This window comes from Terrisporobacter glycolicus ATCC 14880 = DSM 1288 (genome assembly GCF_036812735.1).
Taxonomy (GTDB): Bacteria; Bacillota; Clostridia; order Peptostreptococcales; family Peptostreptococcaceae; genus Terrisporobacter; species Terrisporobacter glycolicus.
The window spans coordinates 3,379,331-3,403,406 of the sequence record NZ_CP117523.1 but is presented as its reverse complement, the minus strand read 5'-3'; the positions used below and the strand labels follow the sequence as shown (position 1 = coordinate 3,403,406).

The window sequence follows — 24,076 nt, the reverse complement described above, 5'->3', positions numbered from 1 at the left end:
GAATGTTTTTACAATGTAAATATAAAGACTTAGTTTAGTCAGTAAACTAAATAATAAGAATATGAAATATTTTATAATAAGATGTAGAAAATAACTATTTTAAAGGAGAATGATATGAATATAGAAAAAATGCACTTTGGCTCAGCTAATGTCGGAGATAGTGTTTTCACATTTAAATTGAAAAATAGTAACAGTATGGAAGTTGTAGTTACTAATTATGGAGCTACATTAATAAGCCTTACTATTCCAAAGAACAATGAAAAAATAGATGTGGTTCTTGGATACGATGATTTAAAAAATTATATTTCAAATCCGAAATTCTTTGGTTCAACTATTGGGCCTAACTGCAATCGTATAAATAATGCATGCTTTATTTTAAATGATATAGAGTACAATTTAGAAGAAAATGATAACAATAATAATTTACATAGTGGCGGAAAAGGATTTCATAAGGTTGTATGGAACTACCGTGTGAATGAAGAAGAAAATTATGTTGAGTTTACTTATTTTAACCTGGATAAAACTCAAGGATTTCCAGGAAATTTAACAGTAAAAGTCAGATACACTTTAACAGAAGATAATGAATTGAAATTATCTTATGAAGTAATAAGTGACAAAGATACTGTTGTAAATTTAACTAATCACAGTTATTTTAATTTGTCAGGACATAAGAGTAAAGACGCAACTAATCAGCAACTATGGATAAATTCGAAATACTTTACACCAGTAAAAGATAGTAAAGCCATACCAACAGGTGAAATTAAATCGGTAAAAGGAACACCAATGGATTTCACCATTCCTAAAAAAATAAATTCTCAAATTAATGAAAATTATGACCAGCTAATATTTTGTGGTGGTTATGACCATAACTTTGTAATAGATAAGAAAGAAGAAGGAATAGAAAAAATAGCAAAACTTTATGATGAAAACTCAAATATTGCTATGGAAGTATATTCAGATAGTGAAGGTTTGCAGTTTTATGCAGGAAATTTTATTTCTGGAGGACCTACAGGAAAAGACAATACAGTATATGAAGACAGATGTGGCATTTGTTTAGAAACTCAATATTTCCCAGATTCAATCAACAATAAAAATTTTAAATCTCCTATTTTAAAAGCAGGAGATAAGTATAATAGTACCACTATTTACAAATTTATTAACAAATAAATAAGTATAAAATAGGTTGTTTTAATAAGGAAAAGATATTTTAAATTAGTTATTAGTGAGATAAAATAGCCTATTATTATAAAATATTAAAAATTTAGGGGGAAAGCACTGATGAAAAAAATTTTTGGGAAAATATTAGCATTATCAATGAGTGTGATGCTAGTATTATCACTAACTGCATGTTCTAGTTCAGAATCAGGAGACAAAAAAGAAGGTGGAAAAATAGGTGTTGCTATGCCTACAAAAGATTTACAACGTTGGAACCAAGACGGTGAAAACATGAAGAAAGAATTAGAAGAAGCTGGATACGAGGTAGACTTACAATATGCAAATAATGACATAGCTACTCAAGTTTCTCAAATTGAAAATATGATAACTGGTGGATGTAAACTTTTAGTTATAGCATCTATAGACGGTGGTTCTTTAAGTACAGTTTTACAAGAAGCTAAAAATGAAGAAATACCTGTTATAGCATATGACCGTTTAATAATGGATTCAGATGCAGTATCTTATTATGCTACATTTGATAACCACAAAGTTGGCCAAATACAAGGTCAATATATAGTTGATACTTTAAAATTAGATAAAGAAAAAGGACCTTTTAACTTAGAGTTATTTACTGGTTCTTCTGATGATAACAACTGCCACTTCTTCTTTGGTGGAGCTATGGATGTATTACAAAAATACATAGATGACGGAAAATTAGTTGTTCAATCTAAACAAACAAAATTTGAAGAAGTTGCTACTCCAAACTGGTCAACTGAAGAAGCTCAAAAGAGAATGGATAACATATTAACAGCTAACTACACAGGAGATAAAAAAGTAGATGTTGTATTATCTTCTAATGACTCTGTTGCAAATGGTATAACAAATGCCTTAAAAGCTGCTGGATATACAAAAGATAATTTCCCTGTATTAACAGGACAAGACTGTGACATAACTTCTGTTAAAAATATATTAAATGGAACTCAATCAATGTCAGTATTCAAAGATACTCGTAAATTAGCAACTCAAGTTGTTAAAATGGTTGGACAAATAATGTCAGGTGAAAAAGTAGATGTAAATGATGAAAAATCTTATGACAATGGAAAAGGTGTAATACCAACTTACTTATGTGAGCCAGTATTCGCAGATAAAGAAAACTACAAAGAATTATTAATAGATTCAGGATACTACACTGAAGATAAATTAAAATAGTAACTTTATAAATTAGTTTATAAAATCAAATAGGGTAAATATAATTTCTTATATTTACCCTTGTAAGTTAAAGGGGAGAGGTAATTGGCTGAAATAATATTAGAAATGAGGAATATTACCAAGGAATTTCCTGGAGTTAAAGCTTTAGATAATGTAAACCTTCAAGTTGAGGAAGGAGAAATTCATGCTTTAGTTGGAGAAAATGGAGCTGGTAAATCTACTCTAATGAATGTACTAAGTGGTGTGTATCCTTATGGTAGTTATGATGGAGATATAGTTTACAAAGGTGAAGTTTGTAATTTTAAAGAAATAAAAGATAGTGAGAAAAAAGGTATAGTAATCATACATCAAGAGCTAGCATTAGTACCTTATATGAGTATAGGAGAAAACATATTTTTAGGGAATGAACAAGGTAAAAAAATGGCAATAGATTGGAATAAAACTTATTCCGATGCAGAAGGATTACTAGAAGTTGTAGGACTTCAAGAGTCTTCACAAACTTTAATAAAAGATATAGGTGTAGGAAAGCAACAGTTAGTTGAAATAGCAAAGGCTTTATCAAAGCGTGTTAAACTTCTTATATTAGATGAGCCAACAGCATCATTAAACGAACAAGAATCGCAAAAACTACTAGATTTATTATTGGAATTCAAGAAAAAAGGAATGACTTCCATAATAATCTCACATAAATTGAATGAAATATCTTATGTTGCCGACAAAATAACAATTATTCGTGATGGATCTACTATAGAGACTTTAGATAAAAAAGTAGATGATTTTAGTGAAGAAAGAATAATTAAAGGAATGGTTGGTAGAGATTTAACTAATAGATTCCCAGCAAGAGAAAATATTGAAATTGGAGATGTTTGCTTTGAGGTGAAAAACTGGAACGTATATCATGAACAATTCTCGGGGCGTAAAGTTGTCGATAATGTATCTATAAATGTTCGTAAAGGTGAAGTTGTAGGAATATCAGGGCTTATGGGAGCTGGTAGAACAGAACTTGCCATGAGTGTTTTTGGAAAAAGTTATGGTACAAATATTAGTGGACAAATTTTTATTAATGGAAAAGAAGTTAAATTAAATACTGTAAAAGATGCTATTTACAACAAGTTAGCATATGTATCAGAAGATAGAAAAGGAAATGGACTAATTTTATCAAATCCAATTAGGGTTAATACAACTATGGCAAGAATGGATAAGATAAGTAAAAATAACGTTATAAATAAAGATGAAGAAGTTAAAGTAGCTGAAGAATATAAAGAAAAGTTAAAAACAAAGTGTCCTTCTATAGAACAAAACGTAGGTAATCTTAGTGGAGGAAACCAACAAAAAGTACTATTAAGTAAGTGGATGTTTGCAGAGCCAGATGTTCTAATACTTGATGAGCCAACTCGTGGTATAGACGTTGGAGCAAAATACGAGATTTACTGTATAATCAATGATTTGGTTGCAGCAGGAAAATCAGTAATTATGATTTCGTCTGAATTACCAGAGGTACTAGGAATGAGTGACCGTATTTACGTTATGAATGAAGGTAAAATTGTAGGAGAGCTTAACAAAGAAGAAGCAGATCAAGAACTTATAATGTCATGTATTTTGAAATCAAGTCAAGGAGCGTAGAGTTATGGAAAAAGCAAAAGAATTTAATAGTATGGACAAATTGAAAGTTTTTATGAAAAAAAATACCATGCTGATAGCTTTGGTTATAGTTGCGTTGTTTTTCCAAGTTAAAACTGGGGGAACACTTCTAGCACCAAGAAACGTGACAAACTTAATATCTCAAAATGGTTATGTTGTTATACTTGCTGTTGGGATGTTAATGTGTATATTAACAGGTGGTAACATAGACTTATCTGTTGGTTCTATAGTAGCCTTAGTTGGAGCATTGGCAGGAACATTAATAGTAACTAAAGGTATGAATGTATATTTAGCTATTGCTATATGTTTAGCCGTGGGAATATTGATAGGTATATGGCAAGGGTTTTGGATTGCATATGTTAGAATACCAGCATTCATAGTAACATTATCAGGAATGTTGCTTTGGAGAGGTGTAGCCTTAATGATATTAGGTGGATTAACTATTTCACCATTCCCAGAAAATTACTTAAACCTATTTAATAGTTATATACCAGATCCTTTTGGTGGTCAAATTAATATTATGTGTATGATAGTAGCTGTAGTAGTTTGTGCTATTTTAGTATGTACTGAACTTGTAAGTAGAAAAAATAGAATTAAAAAAGGATACTATACAGGAGGTATGGCACAACTTCTAACTAAATTAGTAGTAATTTGTGCATTAATATTATTTGCAGGATACAAGTTAGCAAATCATAAAGGTATACCAACTATATTAGTATTATTAGCAGCAGTAGTACTTATTTACTCATACTACACATCAAGAACTGTTAATGGTAGATACTTATATGCAGTTGGTGGAAATGAAAAAGCTGCAAAATTAAGTGGTATAGATACAAATAAGGTATTATTTAAATCTTATGTAAATATGGCATTTTTAAGTGCAGTAGCTGCTTTAATGTGTGTTGCTCGTTTCAACTCTTCTGCACCTACGGCAGGTATGAACTATGAATTAGATGCAATAGGAGCTTGTTTTATAGGTGGAGCATCAGCTTATGGTGGAACAGGGACAGTTGGAGGAGCAGTAATAGGTGCCATATTTATGGGCGTATTAAATAATGGTATGTCAATCATGGGTATAGATGCCAACATGCAAAAAGCAGTAAAAGGTTTAGTTTTACTTGCAGCAGTAGCATTTGATGTTATATCTAAGAAAAGAAAAGAATCTAAGTAAGCAAATATGATTAATCATATTTGCTGCCTAGAACTAAGTTATCAATTTTAAGGAAGTTTTTACTAACAATGTAAACACCGCCTAATAAAATTGAATTATTTTGAAGTGTTGTTGGAACTATATTTATATATTTAGACATTCGGCTGTTCATACTGTTTTTTATCTTTTCTATTATGTTAGGAAGATAAGTAGTTATGGCACTGTTTATGATAATAATATGAGGGTTGAAAGTAGTTAAAATATTATTTACGGCTATAGACATATAATCAATGAAAGATTTTATAACTTGGTTAGCTTCTATATCTCCATATAAATAATCTGAAATTAGAACATCAATATCTTTTATCTCCAAACCCTTTAATTGAGAGTATTGTCGAAGAAGTGATGTTTCAGATACATATTGTTCTAAACAACCATTATTACCACAGGGACATGGTTTTCCGTTTGGAACTACAATAGAGTGACCAAATTCACCAGCAAAGCCATTATAACCTGTATAAAGCTTATTATTTATAATTAGACCAAGGCCAACACCCGTATGTATACTTATATTTACTATGTTGGAATAATCATTGAAGAAAGTTTTTTCACCTATAACAGATAGGTTAGCCTCGTTTTCTATATATACAGGAATATTAAAAGTTTTGTTTAGATCAGAAGCTATATCAAGTTCAGTTAAATTGTAATAAGGTGTAAAAATAACTTCATTATTAAATGTAATACCATGAATACCAATGGTGATTCCTACAACACCATATTCTGAGTCAGGAACCAAAGTTATAATATGCTTTATTATGGCTTTAAGTTTTTCTAAAAGTGTTGCAGAATCTAAATTGTTTTTATAGCGAGAAGAGTATATTTTCTCACCTTTTAAATCTGAAAGGTATACAGCAATATATTCTGCGTTTAAATCTATAGAAATGGCATAAGCACATTTTTGGTTGAAGCATAAAAGTATAGGCTTACGACCTACGTGGGTATCTTTACTTCCAATTTCAACTACTAAAGAATGATCAATTAAATCTTGTACAATTGCAGAAATAGTGGCCTTAGTCAGATTCAGCTTCTTAGAAAGATCTGCGCGAGATATGGGACCATAATTTAAAATAGACTCAAGTATAAGATTGTTATTAATATTTCTAATTAATTCTTGACTTGCAGCAGGCATGTTAATCTCCTTTTACTAAATATAATGTTTAATATTATTTTAGCACATAAAGAAGATATATAGGATAAATTAGGAAATAGTAAATAAAGTAGAATAAAGGTTTAAATATCTTATAAATAAGTATTATATTTTAAAAATATAATTTAATTAGTTCAATCAATAAACAAATGGAGGAATGTTAATTATGAGTACAATGGTGGAAACAAAAACATATTTCAAAGGAATTGAAAAAGTAAATTATGAAGGGGCAACAAGTAAAAATCCTTTAGCTTTCAAATACTATAATCCAGATGAAGTAGTAATGGGTAAAACAATGAAAGAACATTGTAGATTTGCTATGAGTTATTGGCACACATTAACATATATGGGAAATGACCCATTCGGTGGAGCAACTATGCACAGACCTTGGGATCAAAGAGAAGATGCTATGGAAATAGCAAAAGAAAGAGTACATGCATCATTTGAATTTATGGAAAAAATGCAAATACCATTTTTCTGCTTCCACGACGTGGACGTAGCTCCAAGAGGAAAAACTTTAGCAGAAACTAATGCCAACCTTGATGAAGTAGTTGGAGTAATAAAAGAAGAAATGAAAAGAACTGGAATCAAGTGTTTATGGGGAACTACAAACGCATTTGGTGATGATAAATTTGTTCATGGTGCTGGAACTTCTTGTAATGCAACAGTATTTGCTTATGCAGCAGCTCAAATAAAAAAAGCTATGGATGTAACTAAGGAATTAGGTGGAGTTAACTATGTATTTTGGGGTGGAAGAGAAGGATATGAAACACTTCTAAACACTGACACAGGATTAGAGCTTGATAACTTAGCAAGACTTTTACAAATGGCAGTAGATTATAAAAAAGAAATAGGATTTGAAGGACAATTATTAATAGAGCCAAAGCCAAAAGAGCCAACTAAACATCAATATGATTTCGATACTGCAACAGTATTAGCATTTTTAAGAAAATATAATTTACAAGATGATTTTAAATTAAATATAGAAGCTAATCATGCTACGCTTGCAGGTCACACTTTCCAACATGAATTAAACCAATGTAGAATAAATGGAGTATTAGGAAGTGTCGACGCTAACCAAGGAGACCTAATGTTAGGATGGGATACAGACCAATTCCCTACAAACGTATATGATACTACTTTAGCTATGTATGAAATATTATTAGCTGGCGGATTTGATAAAGGTGGATTAAACTTTGATTCAAAAGTTCGTAGAGCTTCTTTTGAGGAATCTGATTTATTCTATTCTTATATAGCAGGTATGGATGCTTTTGCTAGAGGGCTAAAAGTTGCAGCTAGACTAATAGAAGATAGAGTATTTGAAGATTTTAAAGAAAGAAGATATGCTTCTTATAAAGAAGGTTTAGGAAAAGATATAATAGATGGAAAGGTTGGATTTAAAGAATTAGAAGTCTATGCTCTAGAAAATGGAGTAACTCCAAATGTTTCAGGAAGACAAGAATTATTAGAAAGTATATTAAATCAATACATAATGGAAACTAAATAGTAAAGTATTTTAAAGGTTGTAATAAATATGGCTTCTGCTTTCTTTACTACAACCTTTTTCATATATGAAATATTACAAGTTTTAAAATTAGCTAAAATTAAGTAATATAAATTTAGAAGGTAAAACTTTAGAAAATAATATGCAGGGGGAATGCTTATGTATTATATAGGTATAGATTTGGGAACTTCAGCAGTAAAATTACTTTTAATGGATGGTAGTGGGAGAATATGCAACATTGTATCAAAAGAATATCCACTATATTTCCCTAATCCAGGATGGTCTGAGCAAAATCCAGAAGATTGGTATGCACAAACTATGATTGGTTTAAAAGAATTAATAAAAGATATAGACAAAGGCCAAGTAGGCTCAATCAGCTTTGGTGGGCAAATGCATGGACTTGTTATTTTAGATGAAAATGATGATGTAATAAGACCAGCTCTTCTTTGGAACGATGGAAGAACAAAAGAAGAATGTGATTATTTAAATGAAGTAATAGGAAAAGAAACTTTATCAAAATATACAGCAAACATATCTTTCACAGGATTTACTGCACCTAAAATATTATGGGTTAAAAACAAAGAGCCGAAAAATTTTGAAAAAATTAAAAAGATAATGTTACCTAAGGATTACATAGCTTATAAATTATGTGGTGTTCACTGCACAGATGTGTCAGATGCTTCAGGAATGTTAATATTTGATGTAAAAAATAGATGTTGGTCAAAAGAAATGATAGACATTTGTGGAATAAAAGAAGAGCAGTTAGCAAAAGTCTACGAAAGTTATGAAATTGTGGGTAATGTAACTGATGAAATAGCTAAAGAGTTAGAAATACCAAGTACAGTAAAAATTGTGGCAGGAGCTGGAGACAATGCAGCAGCAGCCATAGGTACAGGTACAGTTGGAGATGGCAGATGTAATATATCTCTTGGAACATCAGGAACTATATTTATTTCTTCTAAAAATTTTGGGGTAGATTCAAATAATGCTCTACATTCTTTTGATCATGCTGATGGAAATTACCATTTAATGGGATGTATGTTAAGTGCAGCATCTTGTAACAAATGGTGGAGTGAAGAAATTTTAAATACAAAGGATTATGCTAAAGAACAAGAAAATATCAATAAACTTGGAGAAAATAATGTTTACTTCTTACCATACTTAATGGGTGAAAGATCTCCACACAATAACCCAAATGCAAGAGGAACATTTATAGGAATGAGCATGGATACTTCTAGAAGTGATATGACTCAAGCAGTTCTTGAAGGTGTAGCCTTTGCTCTTAGAGATTCATTAGAAGTTGCAAAATCATTAGGTATAAATATAGAAAGAACAAAAATTTGTGGTGGTGGAGCGAAAAGTCATCTTTGGAAGAAAATTATTTCAAACGTACTTAATTTAAAAGTTGATATGATAGAAAGTGAAGAAGGTCCAGCTTTAGGTGGTGCCATACTTGCAGCTGTAGCTTGTAATGAATTTGAAAGTATTGAAGATGCAGTTAATAAATTAGTAAAAGTAACAGAGACTATAGAGCCAGAAAAAGAATTAGTAGAAAAATATGAAAAAAGATATAATGAGTTTAAGAAAATATATCCAACAGTTAAAAACTTATATGATGAACTAATATAAAAAGTAAGGATGATAATTTTTAATTATCATCCTTACTTTTTGAGTTTTGCATAAAATTAATTATAGGTAAAACTTATAACAATCATTAGAATTTCCAATGTATAAATGACTTTTTTAATGTCTAAATATATCGAATACTATGGTATAATTTACTAATTGAAATGAATTGGACTATGAGAGGGAGAGCGTACGATGAATAATTTAAAAGAAAAGTTATTAGCTGAAATAGCTGATTTTAGATCAATAGGTCACAGATTTGAAAGAAAAGAAATATCTGCCTTAGAATTTAAGGGTACTTCAGGTGGAATGGGTGTATATGCACATCGTGGTGGAGAAGAGTTTATGATAAGGCTTAGAATACCATCTGGAATTTTAAATGTTGAGCAACTAAAATTAATTTATAAATTTGCCAATGAGAGAAATTTAGATAGTGTACATACTACTACACGTCAAGCTGTGCAATTACATGGGCTAAGTATAGACGAAGTTTGCGACATAATGGAAGAAGCACTTCAACACAACATATACACAAGAGGTGGAGGAGGAAACTTTCCAAGAAATGTATCTATTTCACCTCTAAGTGGTGTGGATAAAGAAGAAGCTTTTGATGTGACTGAATATGCTAAAGCAGTAAATGAGCATTTTATGAAAAAAATAACTACTTACAAGTTACCTAGAAAGTTAAAAGTATCTTTTTCAAGTAGTGAAAGTGATAGAGGTAATGCTCAAATAGCTGATTTAGGGTTTATAGCTACAAAAAAAGATGACAAAGAATTTTTTAAAGTTTACTTAACAGGAGGACTTGGAAAAAATCCTCTTAAATCAGTTGAATTTGGAGAGTTAATAGAACCTAAGGAAGTTTTATATCATGTAGAAGCTATGACTAATTTATTTATTGCACAAGGGGATTACTCAAATAAAAATAAAGCTCGTACTAGATATATACAAGCAAGAATGGGTGAAGAAGTATTAATAGAGTGTTATAAAAAACATTTAGCTGATGTTATGAAAAAAGAAGATTTAGATTTAATTGTAAATAAAAAAGAATACAATAAAAAAGGTATAACAACAGATTTAGTTCATTCTAGATTAATAGAACAAAAACAAAAAGGATTATATACAGTTTATTTCCATCCAATTGGAGGAATTTTAAAATTAGATACTCTAAAATCTATAATCGAAAATATAGAAAATGTAGAAGATGTTGAAATAAGACTATCAATGAGTGAAGGTATATATATAAGAAACTTAAATGGAAACGAAGCAAAAGAATTAATAGAGACTACTCAAAACTTAGGTGGGGAAACTCTATTAGCTCAAAGTACAGCATGTATAGGTGTACCAACATGCCAAATAGGTATTGCTCATAGTCAATATTTACTAAATGAAATATTAGAATATTTTAAATCAAAAGGTTTAGAAAAAGATATATTACCGTCAGTTCGTATTTCTGGTTGTAATAATTCATGTGGAACACATCAAATAGGAGCTCTTGGTTTTGCTGGTAAGAAAAAAAGGGTCAATGATGTTTCAAAAGAAGCATTTGAACTTCATATGGATGGAAGACATGGAAAAGATGGAGCAGTTTTAGGTAAAAAAGTTGGAGATATAATAAGAGAAGATATTCCTAAGTTTTTATATGATTTAGCTATGGAGATAGATAATTCAAAAACAACATATGAAAAATTTATAAAAAATAATAGAGAAGATTTAGATAAAATAATAAATAAATATTTAGCATAGTATTGAGAGAGTGTAAAGTAATTTACACTCTTTTTTAATATAAAACCCTTGACTTGGAGTCCACTCCAAGAGTTATTATAAAATTAAAATAGTGAAAGTTTATAAAGTAATAAAATAAATAATTAAAGTTACGAAAAGAAATTTACAAAATATGTAAATTATAATAAGATGAAAGGAATACGCTTATGACAATTACAGAAGTAAGTAAAAAATATGGATTATCAGCGGATACACTAAGATATTACGAAAGAGTGGGGTTAATACCAACAGTAAATCGAAATAAAAGCGGTGTAAGAGATTATACCCAGGAAGATTGCAACTGGGTTGAGTTTATAAAATGTATGAGGGGGGCAGGACTTCCCATAGAAGTTTTAATAGACTATGTTACGATGTTTCAGCAAGGAGATTCAACTGTTGATGAGAGAAAAGCATTACTAATAGACCAACGTAAGGCTTTATCTGAAAAAATAGAAGAAATGAACAAAACCTTAGAGCGTTTAGATTATAAAATTGATTTATATGAAAAAGGTTTAATAATGAGTGAAAAAGAATTAAGAGAAAAAAATCAATAATTTAAAGAGCCTAGCTACTAGATATCTAGGTTCTTTACCATGTTTATTTTTTAAATGTATATTTTGAATTGTATAGTACTTGAATGAATACTATTTATAATACGAATAATAAAAAATAAGCAATTGGGGGTAGTATAATGGAAACTAAAAAATTAGGATTTGGTCTTATGCGTTTGCCACTTATTGATAAGGATGACCAGGGAAGTATTGATATGGTCAAATTTACTTTTATGATAGATGAATATATGAAAAATGGATTTACTTATTTTGATACAGCATATCCTTATCATAATGGAAATAGTGAAATAGCATTTAGAGAAGCAGTAGTAAGAAGATATCCAAGGAATGCTTATACTATTACAGATAAATTACCAATGTTTATGATAAATGAAAAGTCTCAGATTCCTAAAATATTTAATGAGCAGTTGATAAAATGTGGAGTAGAATATTTTGATTATTACTGGTTACATGGAATAGGAGACCAAACATATTTATTATCAGAAGAAATAGGTGCTTTTGAATTTATAAAAGAAAAAAAATCAGAAGGAAAAATTAAACACATTGGTTTTTCTTTTCATGATAGCGCTGAGGTTCTTGATAAAATACTTACGAATCATCCAGAAATGGAATATGTACAACTACAAATTAACTATATAGATTGGGAAGATGATATTGTTCAATCAAGAAAATGTTATGAAGTGGCTAAGAAACACAATAAGCCTGTAATTGTTATGGAACCAATTAAAGGTGGCTCTTTAGCAAATATTTCACCAGATGCAGAGAAGCTATTTAAAGAAGAGAATAGTCAACTTTCCACAGCATCCTGGGCAATAAGATATGCAGCATCCCTTGATAATGTAATGGTTGTATTAAGTGGAATGAGTAATAAAGAACAACTTCAAGATAATATAAGTTATATGAAAGAATTTCAACAATTGAATGAAAGAGAAGAAAAAATTATTGAAAAGGCAGGAGCTATAATAAAGTCAAGTATAGCAATTCCTTGTACATCATGTCATTACTGTACAGAAAATTGTCCTAAGAATGTTGCAATTCCAGAATGTTTTTCAATCTATAATAATCTTAAAAGATTTGGATCATTACAACTTAACTTTTCATTGGTGTGCTATGAAAACTTAAAAGATAAGCATAGAGATGTATCAGAGTGTATAGAATGCAAACAATGTGAAAATATTTGTCCACAACATCTTCCAATAACAACATATTTAAAAGAAATTGCCCATGAACTAGAATTTAATGAATAAAAAAGTGGAAAAAAATCTAAAAAAATTATAAAATGACAATATAGATTAACAAACTAGGGGGAAGACAATGATTAATAAATTATATTTAGAATGCTACAGTGGAATTAGTGGAGATATGACGGTTGCAGCCTTATTGGATTTGGGGGCTAGTGAAGAAGTTTTAAATAAAGCTTTAGAAAGTTTACCAATTGATGGTTTTAAAACAGAAATAAGTAGAGTAATAAAAAGTGGATTAGATGTTTGTGATTTTAATGTGATTTTAGATCATAAACATGAAAATCATGACCATGATATGAACTACCTTTATGGTGAAGATGACCACAGTCATGATGATCATCATGGACATCACCATGATCATGACCACGACCATCATCACGCTCATAATCATGAGGAAACACATTCTCATGAGCATAATAATCATCATGAACATCGTGGATTGTCAGATGTAATCTCTATTATTGAAAAAGCTGATATTACAAGTAATGCAAAACAAATTGCAGTGAAAATTTTTAATATATTAGGAGAAGCAGAAGCAGCAGCTCATGGAGTTAGTATAGATGAAGTACATTTTCATGAGGTTGGAGCAGTAGATTCTATAGTAGATATAATAGCTGTAGCAGTTTGTTTAGATAATTTAGAAATAGAAGAAGTAGTTGTACCAGTCCTATACGAAGGATGTGGATTTATTCGTTGTCAACATGGAGTAATACCAGTTCCAGTACCAGCAGTTTCTAAAATTGTAGCAAATAATAATCTAAAACTTCGTCTTACAAATATAGAAGCAGAATTAGTAACACCTACAGGTGCAGCTATTGTGGCAGCTATCAAAACTGAAGATAAGCTTCCAGAGGAATTTTCTATTAAAAAAATAGGTTTAGGAGCAGGTAAAAGAACATACGAGAGAGCAAGCATATTAAGAGCCATGCTTATAGAAGATGAAAGTGAATACAAAGATTTTATTGTAAAGTTAGAAAGTAATATAGATGATTGTTCAGGAGAAGCTTTAGGATATGTAATGGAGCGTTTATACAAAGCAGGAGCTAGAGATGTTCACTATATGCCAGTATTTATGAAAAAAAATCGCCCGGCTTATCAATTAAATGTTATTTGTAAGGAAGAAGATGTAGCTAAATTAGAAGATATTATCTTTGAAGAAACTACAACTATTGGAATTAGGAAACAAAAAATGGAAAGATGTATTTTAAAAAGAAAAATTAAAAAAGTTCAAACTTCATTAGGAGAAGTAGCAGTAAAAGTTTGTCATCTATCTACAGGAAAAAGAATTTATCCAGAATATGACAGTGTAATAGAACTATGCAAAAAACACAATAAGCCTTACCAAGATGTATACCAAATTATAGTAAAAGAATGTAGCGATGAATTAAATTAATATTTGATGAATAAAAAAGACTTTGAAACATATTAAAAGATGTTTTCAGAGTCTTTTTTATATATGAAAATACAAATTAGATCAATATATAATAGGGTATAATAATTTTTGTATTAACAGTAATAATATTGAGAAAAAATAAGTTATGAAACTATAAATTAAGAATAAGGAGATATATTTATAATGAAAGAATATTATTGCCCACATTGTAAAAGCAAACTAGAAGTTTTAGATGGGTGAGGAAGTATAAGCTATTATTGCCAGGAGTGCAATATGATGATATCTAGGAAAAAGATTTTAACAAAAGAAGAGATTTGTGAGGAAAAAAATAAGTGATATAAAATAACTTATATAAATAAAGGTATTTATAATCATTTATAGAATAATATGTCTAAAGAACTTATTTGAGCATTATGGTTAGCTGAATCAGCAACAAAATTACTTCTTTGGCTATATAAATTGTAGCTGTCTCAAGTTAAGTTAATTTTCTATAGATGGAGGAAAATAATAGTGGAAATTAAAATAAAGTATTTAAATAAAGAACTAGATTTTACTTCAAAAAAAGAATATATAAATGAAAATATATTGATACCCTACGGAGAATTAGCAGCAGAAGAGGCATTTACTCCAATATCTATGTCAGATTCCTCAATGCTTATGGATTTGGAGAGTGAAATGTGCTTAAAAATATTAAACACTTGGGAAGTTAATAAATACAATTTAGATGCCAAGCAGATTTTAAATGAAAATATTTTATTAGACCAAGAAAAATTTATCTACAAAATGCTTCTTGGAAAAATATTAAGATTAATACCTGGAGGAGTTACCATTATATCCATAGGCATAAATAATTCTATTGCAAGGAGGTTTACACAAGCTTTAGGATATGCAGTATCAGAACTATGTTCATCTTATATTAATTTAGCAATAAATGAAAAATATGTTGAGATAGTAGATGTTTTTACAAAAGAAGCAGTAGAAGATTTAATGGAAAGTTACTTAATAGAATATAATAAAACTGTATTAAATTAGAAAAGCATAAAGTGGAAGATAAAATAATTATCTTCTGCTTTTTTTAGTATTAAGAGAAAAAATAATAAAATTATTACAACTATATTGCAAAACAAGATAGAGTGGAGTATATTATAATTATAGTAGGTTGTAATACAAGTTACATAACTACCTTGCATTACAATATAGGAGGTATGAAATGAATTCAACGCAAATGTTAAAGGGCATTTTAGAAGGATGTTTGCTGGCTGTTATATCAGAGGAAGAAGTATATGGATATGAAATGACCCAAAAATTAGATTTATATGGGTTCGATATGGTTAGTGAAGGGAGTATATACCCCTTATTAATAAGAATGAAAAAAGAAGGGTTAGTTACAACAACTACTAAATCATCAGAAAGTGGGCCAAAGAGAAAGTATTATTCTTTAACAGATAAAGGTAGGGAACAGTTAGGGGATTTTATGGAAATATGGAAAGACATATCCACTAGTGTAAATAAATTGTTGGAAGGGAAGTAAGGAGGAGTAGATTATGAGCAAAAACTATAATTATACAATATCTAAAGAGGGGGAAGAGTTCATATTAAACCTAAATATGTATTTAATAAGTACGGGAAAAAGTGAAAATGAAATTAAGGAGTTTATAGCTGAAGCAGAAGAGCATTTAATGCTTGGAGAGCAAGAAGGGAAAAGGGTAGAAGATATTTTTGGGAATTCACCTGAAGAATATGCAAAATCTGTGGCTGAGGAACTATCTTTTAGTAAAAAAGAATTAATAGAAACAGCCTTAATGCTTATTCTAGGTTTTGGAACGTGGATATTTTTAAGTGGAATAAAAAATGGTATAGTTACCATGTCAATTATGGAAGCAATATTAACTCCATTAGACTATATAGTTATGACTGTTTTACTAGTGGTTCTAGCTAGAAAATTTGCATTTAAAGATAAAAAGTTTACTATAGGTATATTTGTTTTGTTTTTTATGAATATAGTAACTATTGTTATTATACAACTTATAGGAAGAAATATGGAACAATCTATAGTTATTGATAAATCAGTAGTGAGTATAATAATTGGCGTGTTATTTGTATTATCTTTTATTGTATCAAAAAAAATAGATGTATGGTATTTAATGATGCCATTTTTAATGTATATTCCCTCTATAATAGAAAGTTTTACAAATATTAGCTTTGGAAAGAATCTTTTAGTTGCTATTATTCCGTATTTACTATGTATTGGTTTATGTATATTTGAATCAAGAAGAATAACAAAGTCAAATAATTAAGTATTAGAAAATAAAAAATCTTAAGCTGTTTATAGCTTAAGATTTTTTTATTATATTGATTTATCTAATTGGTTTAAATGGATTAATTCTCTTAATATGACAATAATACTACTTAATATTATTTTAGTGTTAATATCTTTTACGCTATTTATTCCTTGTTCAATATGAGTAATTTTTGTATCAATATCTTCATTAAAGTAATAGATTAGGCCATTTAAATCATTTAAGATTTCTTTTTGGTTTTGGAAATTTATATTGCCTCTTAATATTAACATATAAAGTTCATAAATACTTGTAGTCAGAAACCTTCTTCCACTAATTATTTGACTATAATGTGGTGAATTTGTTATTTTTTCATTGGCTCTTGCTTTTGCATCTATTAAAGAAGTTAAAACTATTAAATTTTTCATAGTTGTAGGTTGTTTATTTCCCTCTATTAAATTTTGTACTTCTTTAAGCATACATATAATAGTTTCATGATACATATTTTTAAGTTGTATCATAGAGTCTTTTACTTTGTAAGGGAAAATATATTTGTTAGCTAATAGGGCAATTACTGTACCAACTAAAACAAATAAAATTCTATTTATTGTAAGTACTTCCACACTTCCAACTAAAGCTGCTGAACCTATGGCAGAAATTGTAACAAATATAGTAGCATATTTATATTCAGAAGCATATCCGTTTAGATATCCAGCTGTGAGTACTATTAACATTCTTGTTGTTGGATCTTTGAAAATACTAAATAATGCAAATATGACAACAGCACCTATTAATGTGGCAAATAATCTATCTTTAGTTTTAGATTTTGACACTTCATATAAAGGGCTTATTAAGGAAAATAAAGTAAATAAAATCCATCTACCTTCAGATAAGTTAAAATACTGCATAATAAATGAACCAATACTTATACAAATGGCAACTCTTATAGCATAGCAAAATCTTATAGATTTTCTATCTGTAAGGAATGATTTTATTTTGCTATCTGAGAAAAGTTCAGATATTTCATGGGATCTATTTACAAAGTTATACTGTTTTTTATCTAGCAATTCTAATGACTTTATAGTATCAGACAATAAAATCATACTATCTAGCAATTGTAGATTTAGTAAGTCATTTGTATCTTTTTCTTCACAAATTTTTAATAGTTTCTCCATGTAAATGGGAACATTATTTTCATTAATATTATCATCAGAATTACTAAGAAGTATTTTGACTTCTTTTATTAAAAATTCTAAGGTATTTAATATATCTTCATCTATGATGCTTAAATCAGTATCATGAATCATAGTATGTATATTTTCCAATGCAACGGATAAATTTAATTTTAATCGTCCTTCTTCTGTCAAATAATAGTTATGTTCCCTTTTGTCATAAACCATAGTCCTAAAAGCATCTATAGAATGATTTACTTTTTCTATACCATCGTCAACTAAATCATATTGTTCTTTATATTCAATTTTATTTACTATAGATTCACATACACTTTCTAATAATTTGTTTCCTGATTTTGATAATTTATTATTATTGACTAAAATTTGTGCAAGCACAATAACTAAAGCTCCAGAAATTAAGGCAATAATTCTAATAAGAAATCCTTTGCTATCTACAGGATTTGATAATAAAAAAATATATTGCAATGTAAATGGTATATATAGTGGATTTCTCAAATTGTAGCAAAAATTATAACTAATTATAAATAGTGTAAAAAAGTTAACTAAAATTCCTAAATACATGTTGGAAATTACTAAATAAGAGCTAAGACCAATTAATAAGTTTATAAGTATAAGTTTAATAGCACTTCGTCCAGGAGACAATGTTAAATCTCGTTCTAAAAACATTAGTGTGGCCGTTATGGTAGAAACACCAATTAAAGTATTTTCTTCACCAAATATTAGTTTAAAAAAAACTACAAAAATAACTACAAAAATAAAGGTAGATGTCTTTGAAATTATTAATTTTTTGTTCATATTGTTCTCCTCCTAGTAGTATTTTTTATATTTTTCGTCTTATTATACTTTTTAATTAATGAGATTTTAAATATTAATAAATTAAATGTAAATAATAAGTATAAGTTGATAATTATAACAAAAAGCTTTTTAGCATTTTGGCATAGAAATAAATTATAATATGTATTTATAAAATAGGCAAGTTATGTTAAAATGAAGAGATTAGACAAAGAAATCGTACTGATAGTAATAATAGGAGGCACGAAATGAAAAACAACGTAACGATAAAAGATGTTGCGAAACTGGCTGGTGTATCCATATCAACAGTTTCAAGAGTTATAAATGATTCAAAACCAGTAACGGATGAAGTTAAACAAAGGGTTTTAGAAGTAATTAAAGAAACAGGTTATGTACCTAATCCTCTTGCTAGAAGTTTAGTTACTAAAAAGAGTAAATTAATAGGGGTCATAGTTCCGGAAGTATCAGACTCTTTTGTTAATGAAATATTGAACGGAATAGAAGCAGTTGCTAAGATGTATGACTACGATATACTCTTAGTTAATACTTATTCAGATAAAGAACAAGAACTAGATAGTATAAGACTACTAAAAACTAAACAAGTTGAAGGTATAGTTATGCTATCTTGGATATTAGACGAAGATCATGTAAACTTTATGAAAGAAAGTCGTATTCCTGCGGTGTACATAAGTAAAACAGCAAGAGATTATGACATTTATACTGTAAGTACAAGTAACGAAAAAGCTACTTACGACATGACTAAGTATCTGATTGAAAATAATCACAAAGATATAGCATTAATCATGACTAGTAAAGAAGATACTATATTAGAAATTGAAAGAAGAACAGGTTATGAAGCGGCTCTAAGAGATAATAATATATCAGTTAGAGATGAACTAATCAAGTATGGAAATACTGATTATGAGGGTGGATATAACTCAATGAAAGAGCTTATAGATGAAAAAATAATACCATCAGCAGTTTTTGTTACAGGTGATGAAGCAGCTGTTGGAGCAATAAATGCAATATTTGATTCAGGTTACAGTGTTCCGGAAGATATTTCTGTGGCTGGATTTAATGATACAAAACTTGCAAAAATATATAGACCAAAATTGACAACAGTTTATCAACCATTATTCGATATGGGTGCAGTTTCAATAAGAGCTTTAATTAAAATAATAAATGGTGAACCTGTGGAAGAAAAGAAAATAGAATTACCATATCAAATTATGGAAAGAGAATCTGTTACAAAAAATAGAAATTAAATATTAGAACCCAAGGGTGTATCTTTTGATACACCCTTTTATATGTAAATTTCAGCTTTTAACTATATATTTGACAAAATAAAATGTGAACTTTTTATAGAAAATTACCTAAATGATAGAAGTGTATTTTCTTATATATTTTAATTTATATTTTAAATAAAAACATTATGGTAATATGTGGGAGGATACTTCTCGGAATATGTAGAATATTTAGAATAAATATTTTTTAACAATTTTTAGCATGTAGTATAAACAATAAAATTTAATTATAGGTTTTGGGGAGGTTTATATGAAAAAAATAATAATCGATGGTAATAGTCTTACATTAGATGATTTAGTAAATGTTGCTAGATATAATTTTCCTGTAGAGGTAAGTAAAGAGGCCCTAGAAAAAGTGAAAATTTCTAGACAAATAGTTGATGACATAGTAGATACAGGTCAAATATCTTATGGAATAACTACTGGATTTGGTAAGTTTTCTGACGTGGCAATATCAAAAAATGAGTGCAGACAATTACAAACTAATCTTATAATGTCTCATTCATGTGGTGTGGGAAATCCCTTAAGTGAAGAAATTGTAAGAGCTATGATGCTACTTAGAGCAAATGCTTTATCTAAGGGATACTCGGGAGCAAGATGTGAAACTTTAGAAGTGTTAACTTCTATGCTAAATAAAGGAGTTCATCCAATAGTTCCAGAAAAAGGATCCCTTGGTTCATCAGGAGATTTGGCCCCGCTATCTCATATGGTACTTACTATGTTAGGCCTTGGTGAAGCGATTTATGAAGGTAAAAGAATGGAATCTAAAGATGCCATGGAAAAATCAGGAATCAAACCTCTTGAATACTTAGGTGCAAAAGAAGGTTTAGCATTAATAAACGGGACTCAATGTATGACTGCAGTTGGTGCAATAACTATTTATGATGCACTAAATTTAATGAAAACTGCTGATATATCTCTATGCTTAACAATGGAAGCATTAAATGGTATAACTTGCGCCATGGATGAAAGAGTTAATTTAGTTAGACCTCACAAAGGACAATTCAATACTGCAAAAAATGTGTTAACAATGGTGGAAGGCAGCGAAATGGTTACTAAGCAAGGGCAACTTAGAACTCAAGATGCATATTCTCTAAGATGTTCACCACAAATCCATGGAGCTAGCAAAGATGCCTTAGAATATGTAAAAAATAAATTAGAAATAGAAATGAATTCAGTTACAGACAATCCAATAATATTCCCAGGAGAAGATCAAAAAATAATTTCTGGAGGTAACTTTCATGGACAACCAATGGCCTTAAGCTTTGATTTTCTTGGAATTGCTTTAGCAGAAATGGCAAATATAGCAGAAAGAAGATTAGAAAAAATGGTAAATCCAGCTTTAAGTTATGGTTTACCAGCATTTTTAGTTAATCATGGAGGTTTAAACTCTGGATTTATGATAGTTCAGTATTCTGCTGCATCACTTGTTTCAGAAAATAAAGTTTTAGCTCATCCAGCAAGTGTGGACTCTATTCCTTCTTCTGCAAATCAAGAAGATCATGTTTCTATGGGAACAATAGCAGCTAGAAAAGCTAGAGATATTATGGATAATGTGAGAAAAGTTATTGCCATGGAAATACTAACAAGTGTTCAAGCAATAGACTTAAGAGGTAAGAAAAAATTAGGAGCAGGTACAGAAGCAGCTTACAATATTGTGAGAGAGCATACTCCATTTATAGATAAAGATAGAATAATGTATAAAGATATAAATATTTGTGAAGACCTTATTAAAGACAATTTACTAGTTGAAGCTGTTGAAGAAGCTTTAGAACAAGAAATATTGTTATTTGAAGATATAGAACCAAAGGGACAGCTATCAGGAAATTTATAACTCATAATAAGATATAGTAATTATAAATTACTTATAATTAAAAAATAAATTTTTTAAAGGTTAAAGGGGAAATCAAAATGGAAAAAGCTTTGAATTTTAATAATGAAGATATTAAAAATGCTATGATGATTAAACTAACAGATATACCAAAGGAAATACCTACATTTGAAAAGGGCATAAGAAGAGCCCCAAGAAGAGAAGCAAAACTAAGTAATGCTGATATAAAATTAGCTTTGAAAAATGCTTTAAGATATATACCAGAGGATTATCATGAAGATTTAGCACCAGAGTTTTTAGATGAACTAATGACTTATGGAAGAATTTATGGTTATAGATTTAGACCAGAAGGTAAGCTTTATGGAAAGCCAATAGATGAATATGAAGGAAAATGCACAGATGGAAAAGCTTTTCAGGTTATGATAGATAATAACTTAGATTTTGATGTAGCACTTTATCCTTATGAACTTGTAACTTATGGAGAAACAGGTCAAGTATTTCAAAACTGGATGCAATACCAACTTGTCAAAAAATACTTAGAAGTTTTAACGCAAGATCAAACTTTAGTTATACAATCTGGTCATCCTGTGGGACTTTTTAAATCTAAACCAGACGCACCTAGAGTTATACTTACAAACTCACTTATGATAGGGATGTTTGATAATTTAGATGACTGGAAAAGAGCAACTGCTATAGGTGTGGCAAACTATGGTCAAATGACAGCAGGTGGATGGATGTATATAGGTCCACAAGGTATAGTTCATGGGACTTACTCAACTATATTAAATGCAGGAAGATTAAAACTTGGAATACCTCAAGATGAAGATCTAAGTGGAAGATTGTTTGTTACTTCAGGCCTTGGAGGTATGAGTGGTGCTCAAGGTAAAGCTGTAGAAATAGCAGGCGGTGTTGGAATAGTTGCAGAAGTTGATATATCTAGGATAAAAACTAGGTTTGACCAAGGATGGGTAAGTGAAGTAAGCAATTGTCCAGAAGATACTTTTAAACTTGCTAAAGAAAAAATGAATGCAAAAGAACCTTGTGCCATAGCTTTTCATGGTAATATAGTTGATTTGCTTGAATATGCAGTAGATAAAAATATTCATATAGATTTATTATCAGACCAAACTTCTTGTCATGCAGTTTATGATGGAGGTTACTGTCCAGTTGGAATTACTTTTGAAGAAAGAACAGAATTACTAGCTCACGATCCACAAAAATTTGCTCATTTAGTAGACGAAACTTTAAGAAAACACTTTGAACTAATTAAGACTTTACATGATAGAGGAGTTTACTTCTTTGATTACGGCAATAGTTTTATGAAGGCAGTTTATGATGCTGGATGTAAAGAAATTTCTAAAAATGGTGTAGATGAAAAAGATGGATTTATATTCCCATCTTATGTTGAAGATATTTTAGGTCCTCAACTATTTGACTTTGGATATGGTCCATTTAGATGGGTTTGTTTAAGTGGCAAGCATGAAGATTTAGTTAAAACTGATGGAGCAGCTATGAGCTGTATAGATCCAGACAGAAGATATCAAGATAGAGATAACTGGATATGGATAAGAGATGCGGTTAAAAACAATCTTGTTGTGGGAACACAAGCAAGAATATTATATCAAGATGCTATGGGAAGAACTAACATAGCTCTTAAATTTAACGATATGGTAAGACGTGGAGAAATAGGACCAGTTATGATGGGTAGAGATCATCATGACGTATCAGGAACAGATTCTCCATTTAGAGAAACTTCTAATATAAAAGATGGAAGTAATATAATGGCTGATATGGCTACTCATTGTTTTGCAGGAAACTGCGCTAGAGGAATGAGTTTAGTAGCTCTTCACAATGGTGGAGGAGTAGGAATAGGTAAATCTATAAATGGTGGTTTTGGGATGGTTCTTGATGGATCTCAGCGAGTTGATGATATACTAAGAACTTCTATGCCTTGGGATGTTATGAGTGGAGTTGCTAGACGTGCTTGGGCTAGAAATGAAAATTCTATAACTACAGTTATGGAATACAACAAAATGTGTGAAGGAAAAGATCATTTAACGCTTCCATTTATAGCAGATGATGAAATGATTGAGGATTTAGTTGGAGATAAAATATTTGAATAAAAATTTTATCCACTGAGGATATAAATCTTACTTAAAACTAATTAGGTTTATAAGGCAAAGTCTATGCAGTTTATTACTAGAAGTATAGA

18 protein-coding genes are annotated in these 24,076 nt (G+C 29.6%); 16 read left to right on the top strand and 2 right to left on the bottom strand.

Features of this window, described 5'->3' with window-relative positions; translation table 11 throughout:
* Positions 1 to 114: 114 nt before the first annotated feature.
* The 4 genes from TEGL_RS16695 (at position 115) to mmsB (ending at position 5,176) form a co-directional block, all read left to right on the top strand.
* Positions 115 to 1,167, top strand: coding sequence for an aldose epimerase family protein (locus TEGL_RS16695; protein WP_018591611.1), 1,053 nt, complete (start codon positions 115 to 117; stop codon positions 1,165 to 1,167).
* A 111-nt stretch (positions 1,168 to 1,278) separates the two neighbouring features.
* On the top strand, positions 1,279 to 2,364 hold the full coding sequence (chvE, locus tag TEGL_RS16690; protein ID WP_018591610.1) for a multiple monosaccharide ABC transporter substrate-binding protein: 1,086 nt from the start codon (positions 1,279 to 1,281) through the stop codon (positions 2,362 to 2,364).
* An 84-nt stretch (positions 2,365 to 2,448) separates the two neighbouring features.
* On the top strand, positions 2,449 to 3,987 hold the full coding sequence (gene mmsA, locus TEGL_RS16685) for a multiple monosaccharide ABC transporter ATP-binding protein (protein ID WP_018591609.1): 1,539 nt from the start codon (positions 2,449 to 2,451) through the stop codon (positions 3,985 to 3,987).
* 4 nt (positions 3,988 to 3,991) lie between these two features.
* Positions 3,992 to 5,176, top strand: a complete 1,185-nt coding sequence (mmsB, locus tag TEGL_RS16680) for a multiple monosaccharide ABC transporter permease (protein ID WP_018591608.1) — start codon at positions 3,992 to 3,994, stop codon at positions 5,174 to 5,176.
* A 10-nt stretch (positions 5,177 to 5,186) separates the two neighbouring features.
* Here the strand turns inward: mmsB and TEGL_RS16675 are convergent, their stop codons facing one another.
* Positions 5,187 to 6,344, bottom strand: a complete 1,158-nt coding sequence (locus TEGL_RS16675) for an ROK family transcriptional regulator (protein WP_018591607.1) — start codon at positions 6,342 to 6,344, stop codon at positions 5,187 to 5,189.
* 184 nt (positions 6,345 to 6,528) lie between these two features.
* Between TEGL_RS16675 and xylA the strand changes: the two genes are divergently transcribed.
* The 9 genes from xylA (at position 6,529) to TEGL_RS16630 (ending at position 16,762) form a co-directional block, all read left to right on the top strand.
* Positions 6,529 to 7,869 carry a xylose isomerase gene (gene xylA / locus TEGL_RS16670; protein ID WP_018591606.1) on the top strand — a complete coding sequence of 447 codons (1,341 nt, stop codon included), beginning with the start codon at positions 6,529 to 6,531 and terminating at the stop codon, positions 7,867 to 7,869.
* 156 nt (positions 7,870 to 8,025) lie between these two features.
* Positions 8,026 to 9,495, top strand: coding sequence for a xylulokinase (xylB, locus tag TEGL_RS16665; RefSeq protein ID WP_018591605.1), 1,470 nt, complete (start codon positions 8,026 to 8,028; stop codon positions 9,493 to 9,495).
* A gap of 192 nt (positions 9,496 to 9,687) precedes the next feature.
* Positions 9,688 to 11,238 (top strand): nitrite/sulfite reductase, encoded by a 1,551-nt coding sequence (locus TEGL_RS16660; RefSeq protein WP_018591604.1) that lies wholly within the window; start codon positions 9,688 to 9,690, stop codon positions 11,236 to 11,238.
* Positions 11,239 to 11,423: 185 nt separating this feature from the next.
* Positions 11,424 to 11,810 carry a MerR family transcriptional regulator gene (locus tag TEGL_RS16655; RefSeq protein ID WP_018591603.1) on the top strand — a complete coding sequence of 129 codons (387 nt, stop codon included), beginning with the start codon at positions 11,424 to 11,426 and terminating at the stop codon, positions 11,808 to 11,810.
* Between the two features lie 137 nt (positions 11,811 to 11,947).
* The gene (locus TEGL_RS16650) at positions 11,948 to 13,075 is read left to right on the top strand and encodes an aldo/keto reductase (protein ID WP_018591602.1); all 1,128 of its coding nucleotides are present in this window, start codon (positions 11,948 to 11,950) and stop codon (positions 13,073 to 13,075) included.
* Positions 13,076 to 13,142: 67 nt separating this feature from the next.
* Positions 13,143 to 14,465 carry a nickel pincer cofactor biosynthesis protein LarC gene (gene larC, locus TEGL_RS16645; RefSeq protein WP_018591601.1) on the top strand — a complete coding sequence of 441 codons (1,323 nt, stop codon included), beginning with the start codon at positions 13,143 to 13,145 and terminating at the stop codon, positions 14,463 to 14,465.
* Between the two features lie 510 nt (positions 14,466 to 14,975).
* Positions 14,976 to 15,497 carry a hypothetical protein gene (locus TEGL_RS16640; RefSeq protein ID WP_018591600.1) on the top strand — a complete coding sequence of 174 codons (522 nt, stop codon included), beginning with the start codon at positions 14,976 to 14,978 and terminating at the stop codon, positions 15,495 to 15,497.
* Positions 15,498 to 15,675: 178 nt separating this feature from the next.
* Positions 15,676 to 15,996: a PadR family transcriptional regulator gene (locus TEGL_RS16635; RefSeq protein ID WP_018591599.1), complete on the top strand. Its 321-nt coding sequence runs from the start codon at positions 15,676 to 15,678 to the stop codon at positions 15,994 to 15,996.
* Between the two features lie 13 nt (positions 15,997 to 16,009).
* Positions 16,010 to 16,762: a hypothetical protein gene (locus TEGL_RS16630; protein ID WP_018591598.1), complete on the top strand. Its 753-nt coding sequence runs from the start codon at positions 16,010 to 16,012 to the stop codon at positions 16,760 to 16,762.
* A gap of 50 nt (positions 16,763 to 16,812) precedes the next feature.
* On the opposite strand, the gene TEGL_RS16625 is transcribed toward TEGL_RS16630, so the two are convergent.
* Complete coding sequence (locus TEGL_RS16625) at positions 16,813 to 18,732, bottom strand: FUSC family protein (RefSeq protein ID WP_018591597.1); 1,920 nt, start codon at positions 18,730 to 18,732, stop codon at positions 16,813 to 16,815.
* A gap of 245 nt (positions 18,733 to 18,977) precedes the next feature.
* On the opposite strand from TEGL_RS16625, the gene TEGL_RS16620 reads away from it, so the two are divergent.
* The 3 genes from TEGL_RS16620 (at position 18,978) to TEGL_RS16610 (ending at position 23,987) form a co-directional block, all read left to right on the top strand.
* Positions 18,978 to 19,994, top strand: coding sequence for a LacI family DNA-binding transcriptional regulator (locus TEGL_RS16620; RefSeq protein ID WP_018591596.1), 1,017 nt, complete (start codon positions 18,978 to 18,980; stop codon positions 19,992 to 19,994).
* A gap of 289 nt (positions 19,995 to 20,283) precedes the next feature.
* The gene (hutH, locus tag TEGL_RS16615) at positions 20,284 to 21,867 is read left to right on the top strand and encodes a histidine ammonia-lyase (protein WP_018591595.1); all 1,584 of its coding nucleotides are present in this window, start codon (positions 20,284 to 20,286) and stop codon (positions 21,865 to 21,867) included.
* Between the two features lie 77 nt (positions 21,868 to 21,944).
* Positions 21,945 to 23,987 (top strand): urocanate hydratase, encoded by a 2,043-nt coding sequence (locus tag TEGL_RS16610; protein ID WP_018591594.1) that lies wholly within the window; start codon positions 21,945 to 21,947, stop codon positions 23,985 to 23,987.
* Positions 23,988 to 24,076 lie beyond the last annotated feature (89 nt).

Excerpts from the sequence above, each read along its gene's own strand:
- TEGL_RS16695 (WP_018591611.1), top strand. The coding sequence starts at position 115 with ATGAATATAGAAAAAATGCACTTTGGCTCAGCTAATGTCGGAGATAGT.
- chvE (WP_018591610.1), top strand. The coding sequence starts at position 1,279 with ATGAAAAAAATTTTTGGGAAAATATTAGCATTATCAATGAGTGTGATG.
- mmsB (WP_018591608.1), top strand. The coding sequence starts at position 3,992 with ATGGAAAAAGCAAAAGAATTTAATAGTATGGACAAATTGAAAGTTTTT.
- TEGL_RS16675 (WP_018591607.1), bottom strand. The coding sequence starts at position 6,344 with ATGCCTGCTGCAAGTCAAGAATTAATTAGAAATATTAATAACAATCTT.
- xylA (WP_018591606.1), top strand. The coding sequence starts at position 6,529 with ATGAGTACAATGGTGGAAACAAAAACATATTTCAAAGGAATTGAAAAA.
- xylB (WP_018591605.1), top strand. The coding sequence starts at position 8,026 with ATGTATTATATAGGTATAGATTTGGGAACTTCAGCAGTAAAATTACTT.
- TEGL_RS16660 (WP_018591604.1), top strand. The coding sequence starts at position 9,688 with ATGAATAATTTAAAAGAAAAGTTATTAGCTGAAATAGCTGATTTTAGA.
- TEGL_RS16655 (WP_018591603.1), top strand. The coding sequence starts at position 11,424 with ATGACAATTACAGAAGTAAGTAAAAAATATGGATTATCAGCGGATACA.
- TEGL_RS16650 (WP_018591602.1), top strand. The coding sequence starts at position 11,948 with ATGGAAACTAAAAAATTAGGATTTGGTCTTATGCGTTTGCCACTTATT.
- larC (WP_018591601.1), top strand. The coding sequence starts at position 13,143 with ATGATTAATAAATTATATTTAGAATGCTACAGTGGAATTAGTGGAGAT.
- TEGL_RS16635 (WP_018591599.1), top strand. The coding sequence starts at position 15,676 with ATGAATTCAACGCAAATGTTAAAGGGCATTTTAGAAGGATGTTTGCTG.
- TEGL_RS16630 (WP_018591598.1), top strand. The coding sequence starts at position 16,010 with ATGAGCAAAAACTATAATTATACAATATCTAAAGAGGGGGAAGAGTTC.
- TEGL_RS16625 (WP_018591597.1), bottom strand. The coding sequence starts at position 18,732 with ATGAACAAAAAATTAATAATTTCAAAGACATCTACCTTTATTTTTGTA.
- TEGL_RS16620 (WP_018591596.1), top strand. The coding sequence starts at position 18,978 with ATGAAAAACAACGTAACGATAAAAGATGTTGCGAAACTGGCTGGTGTA.
- hutH (WP_018591595.1), top strand. The coding sequence starts at position 20,284 with ATGAAAAAAATAATAATCGATGGTAATAGTCTTACATTAGATGATTTA.
- TEGL_RS16610 (WP_018591594.1), top strand. The coding sequence starts at position 21,945 with ATGGAAAAAGCTTTGAATTTTAATAATGAAGATATTAAAAATGCTATG.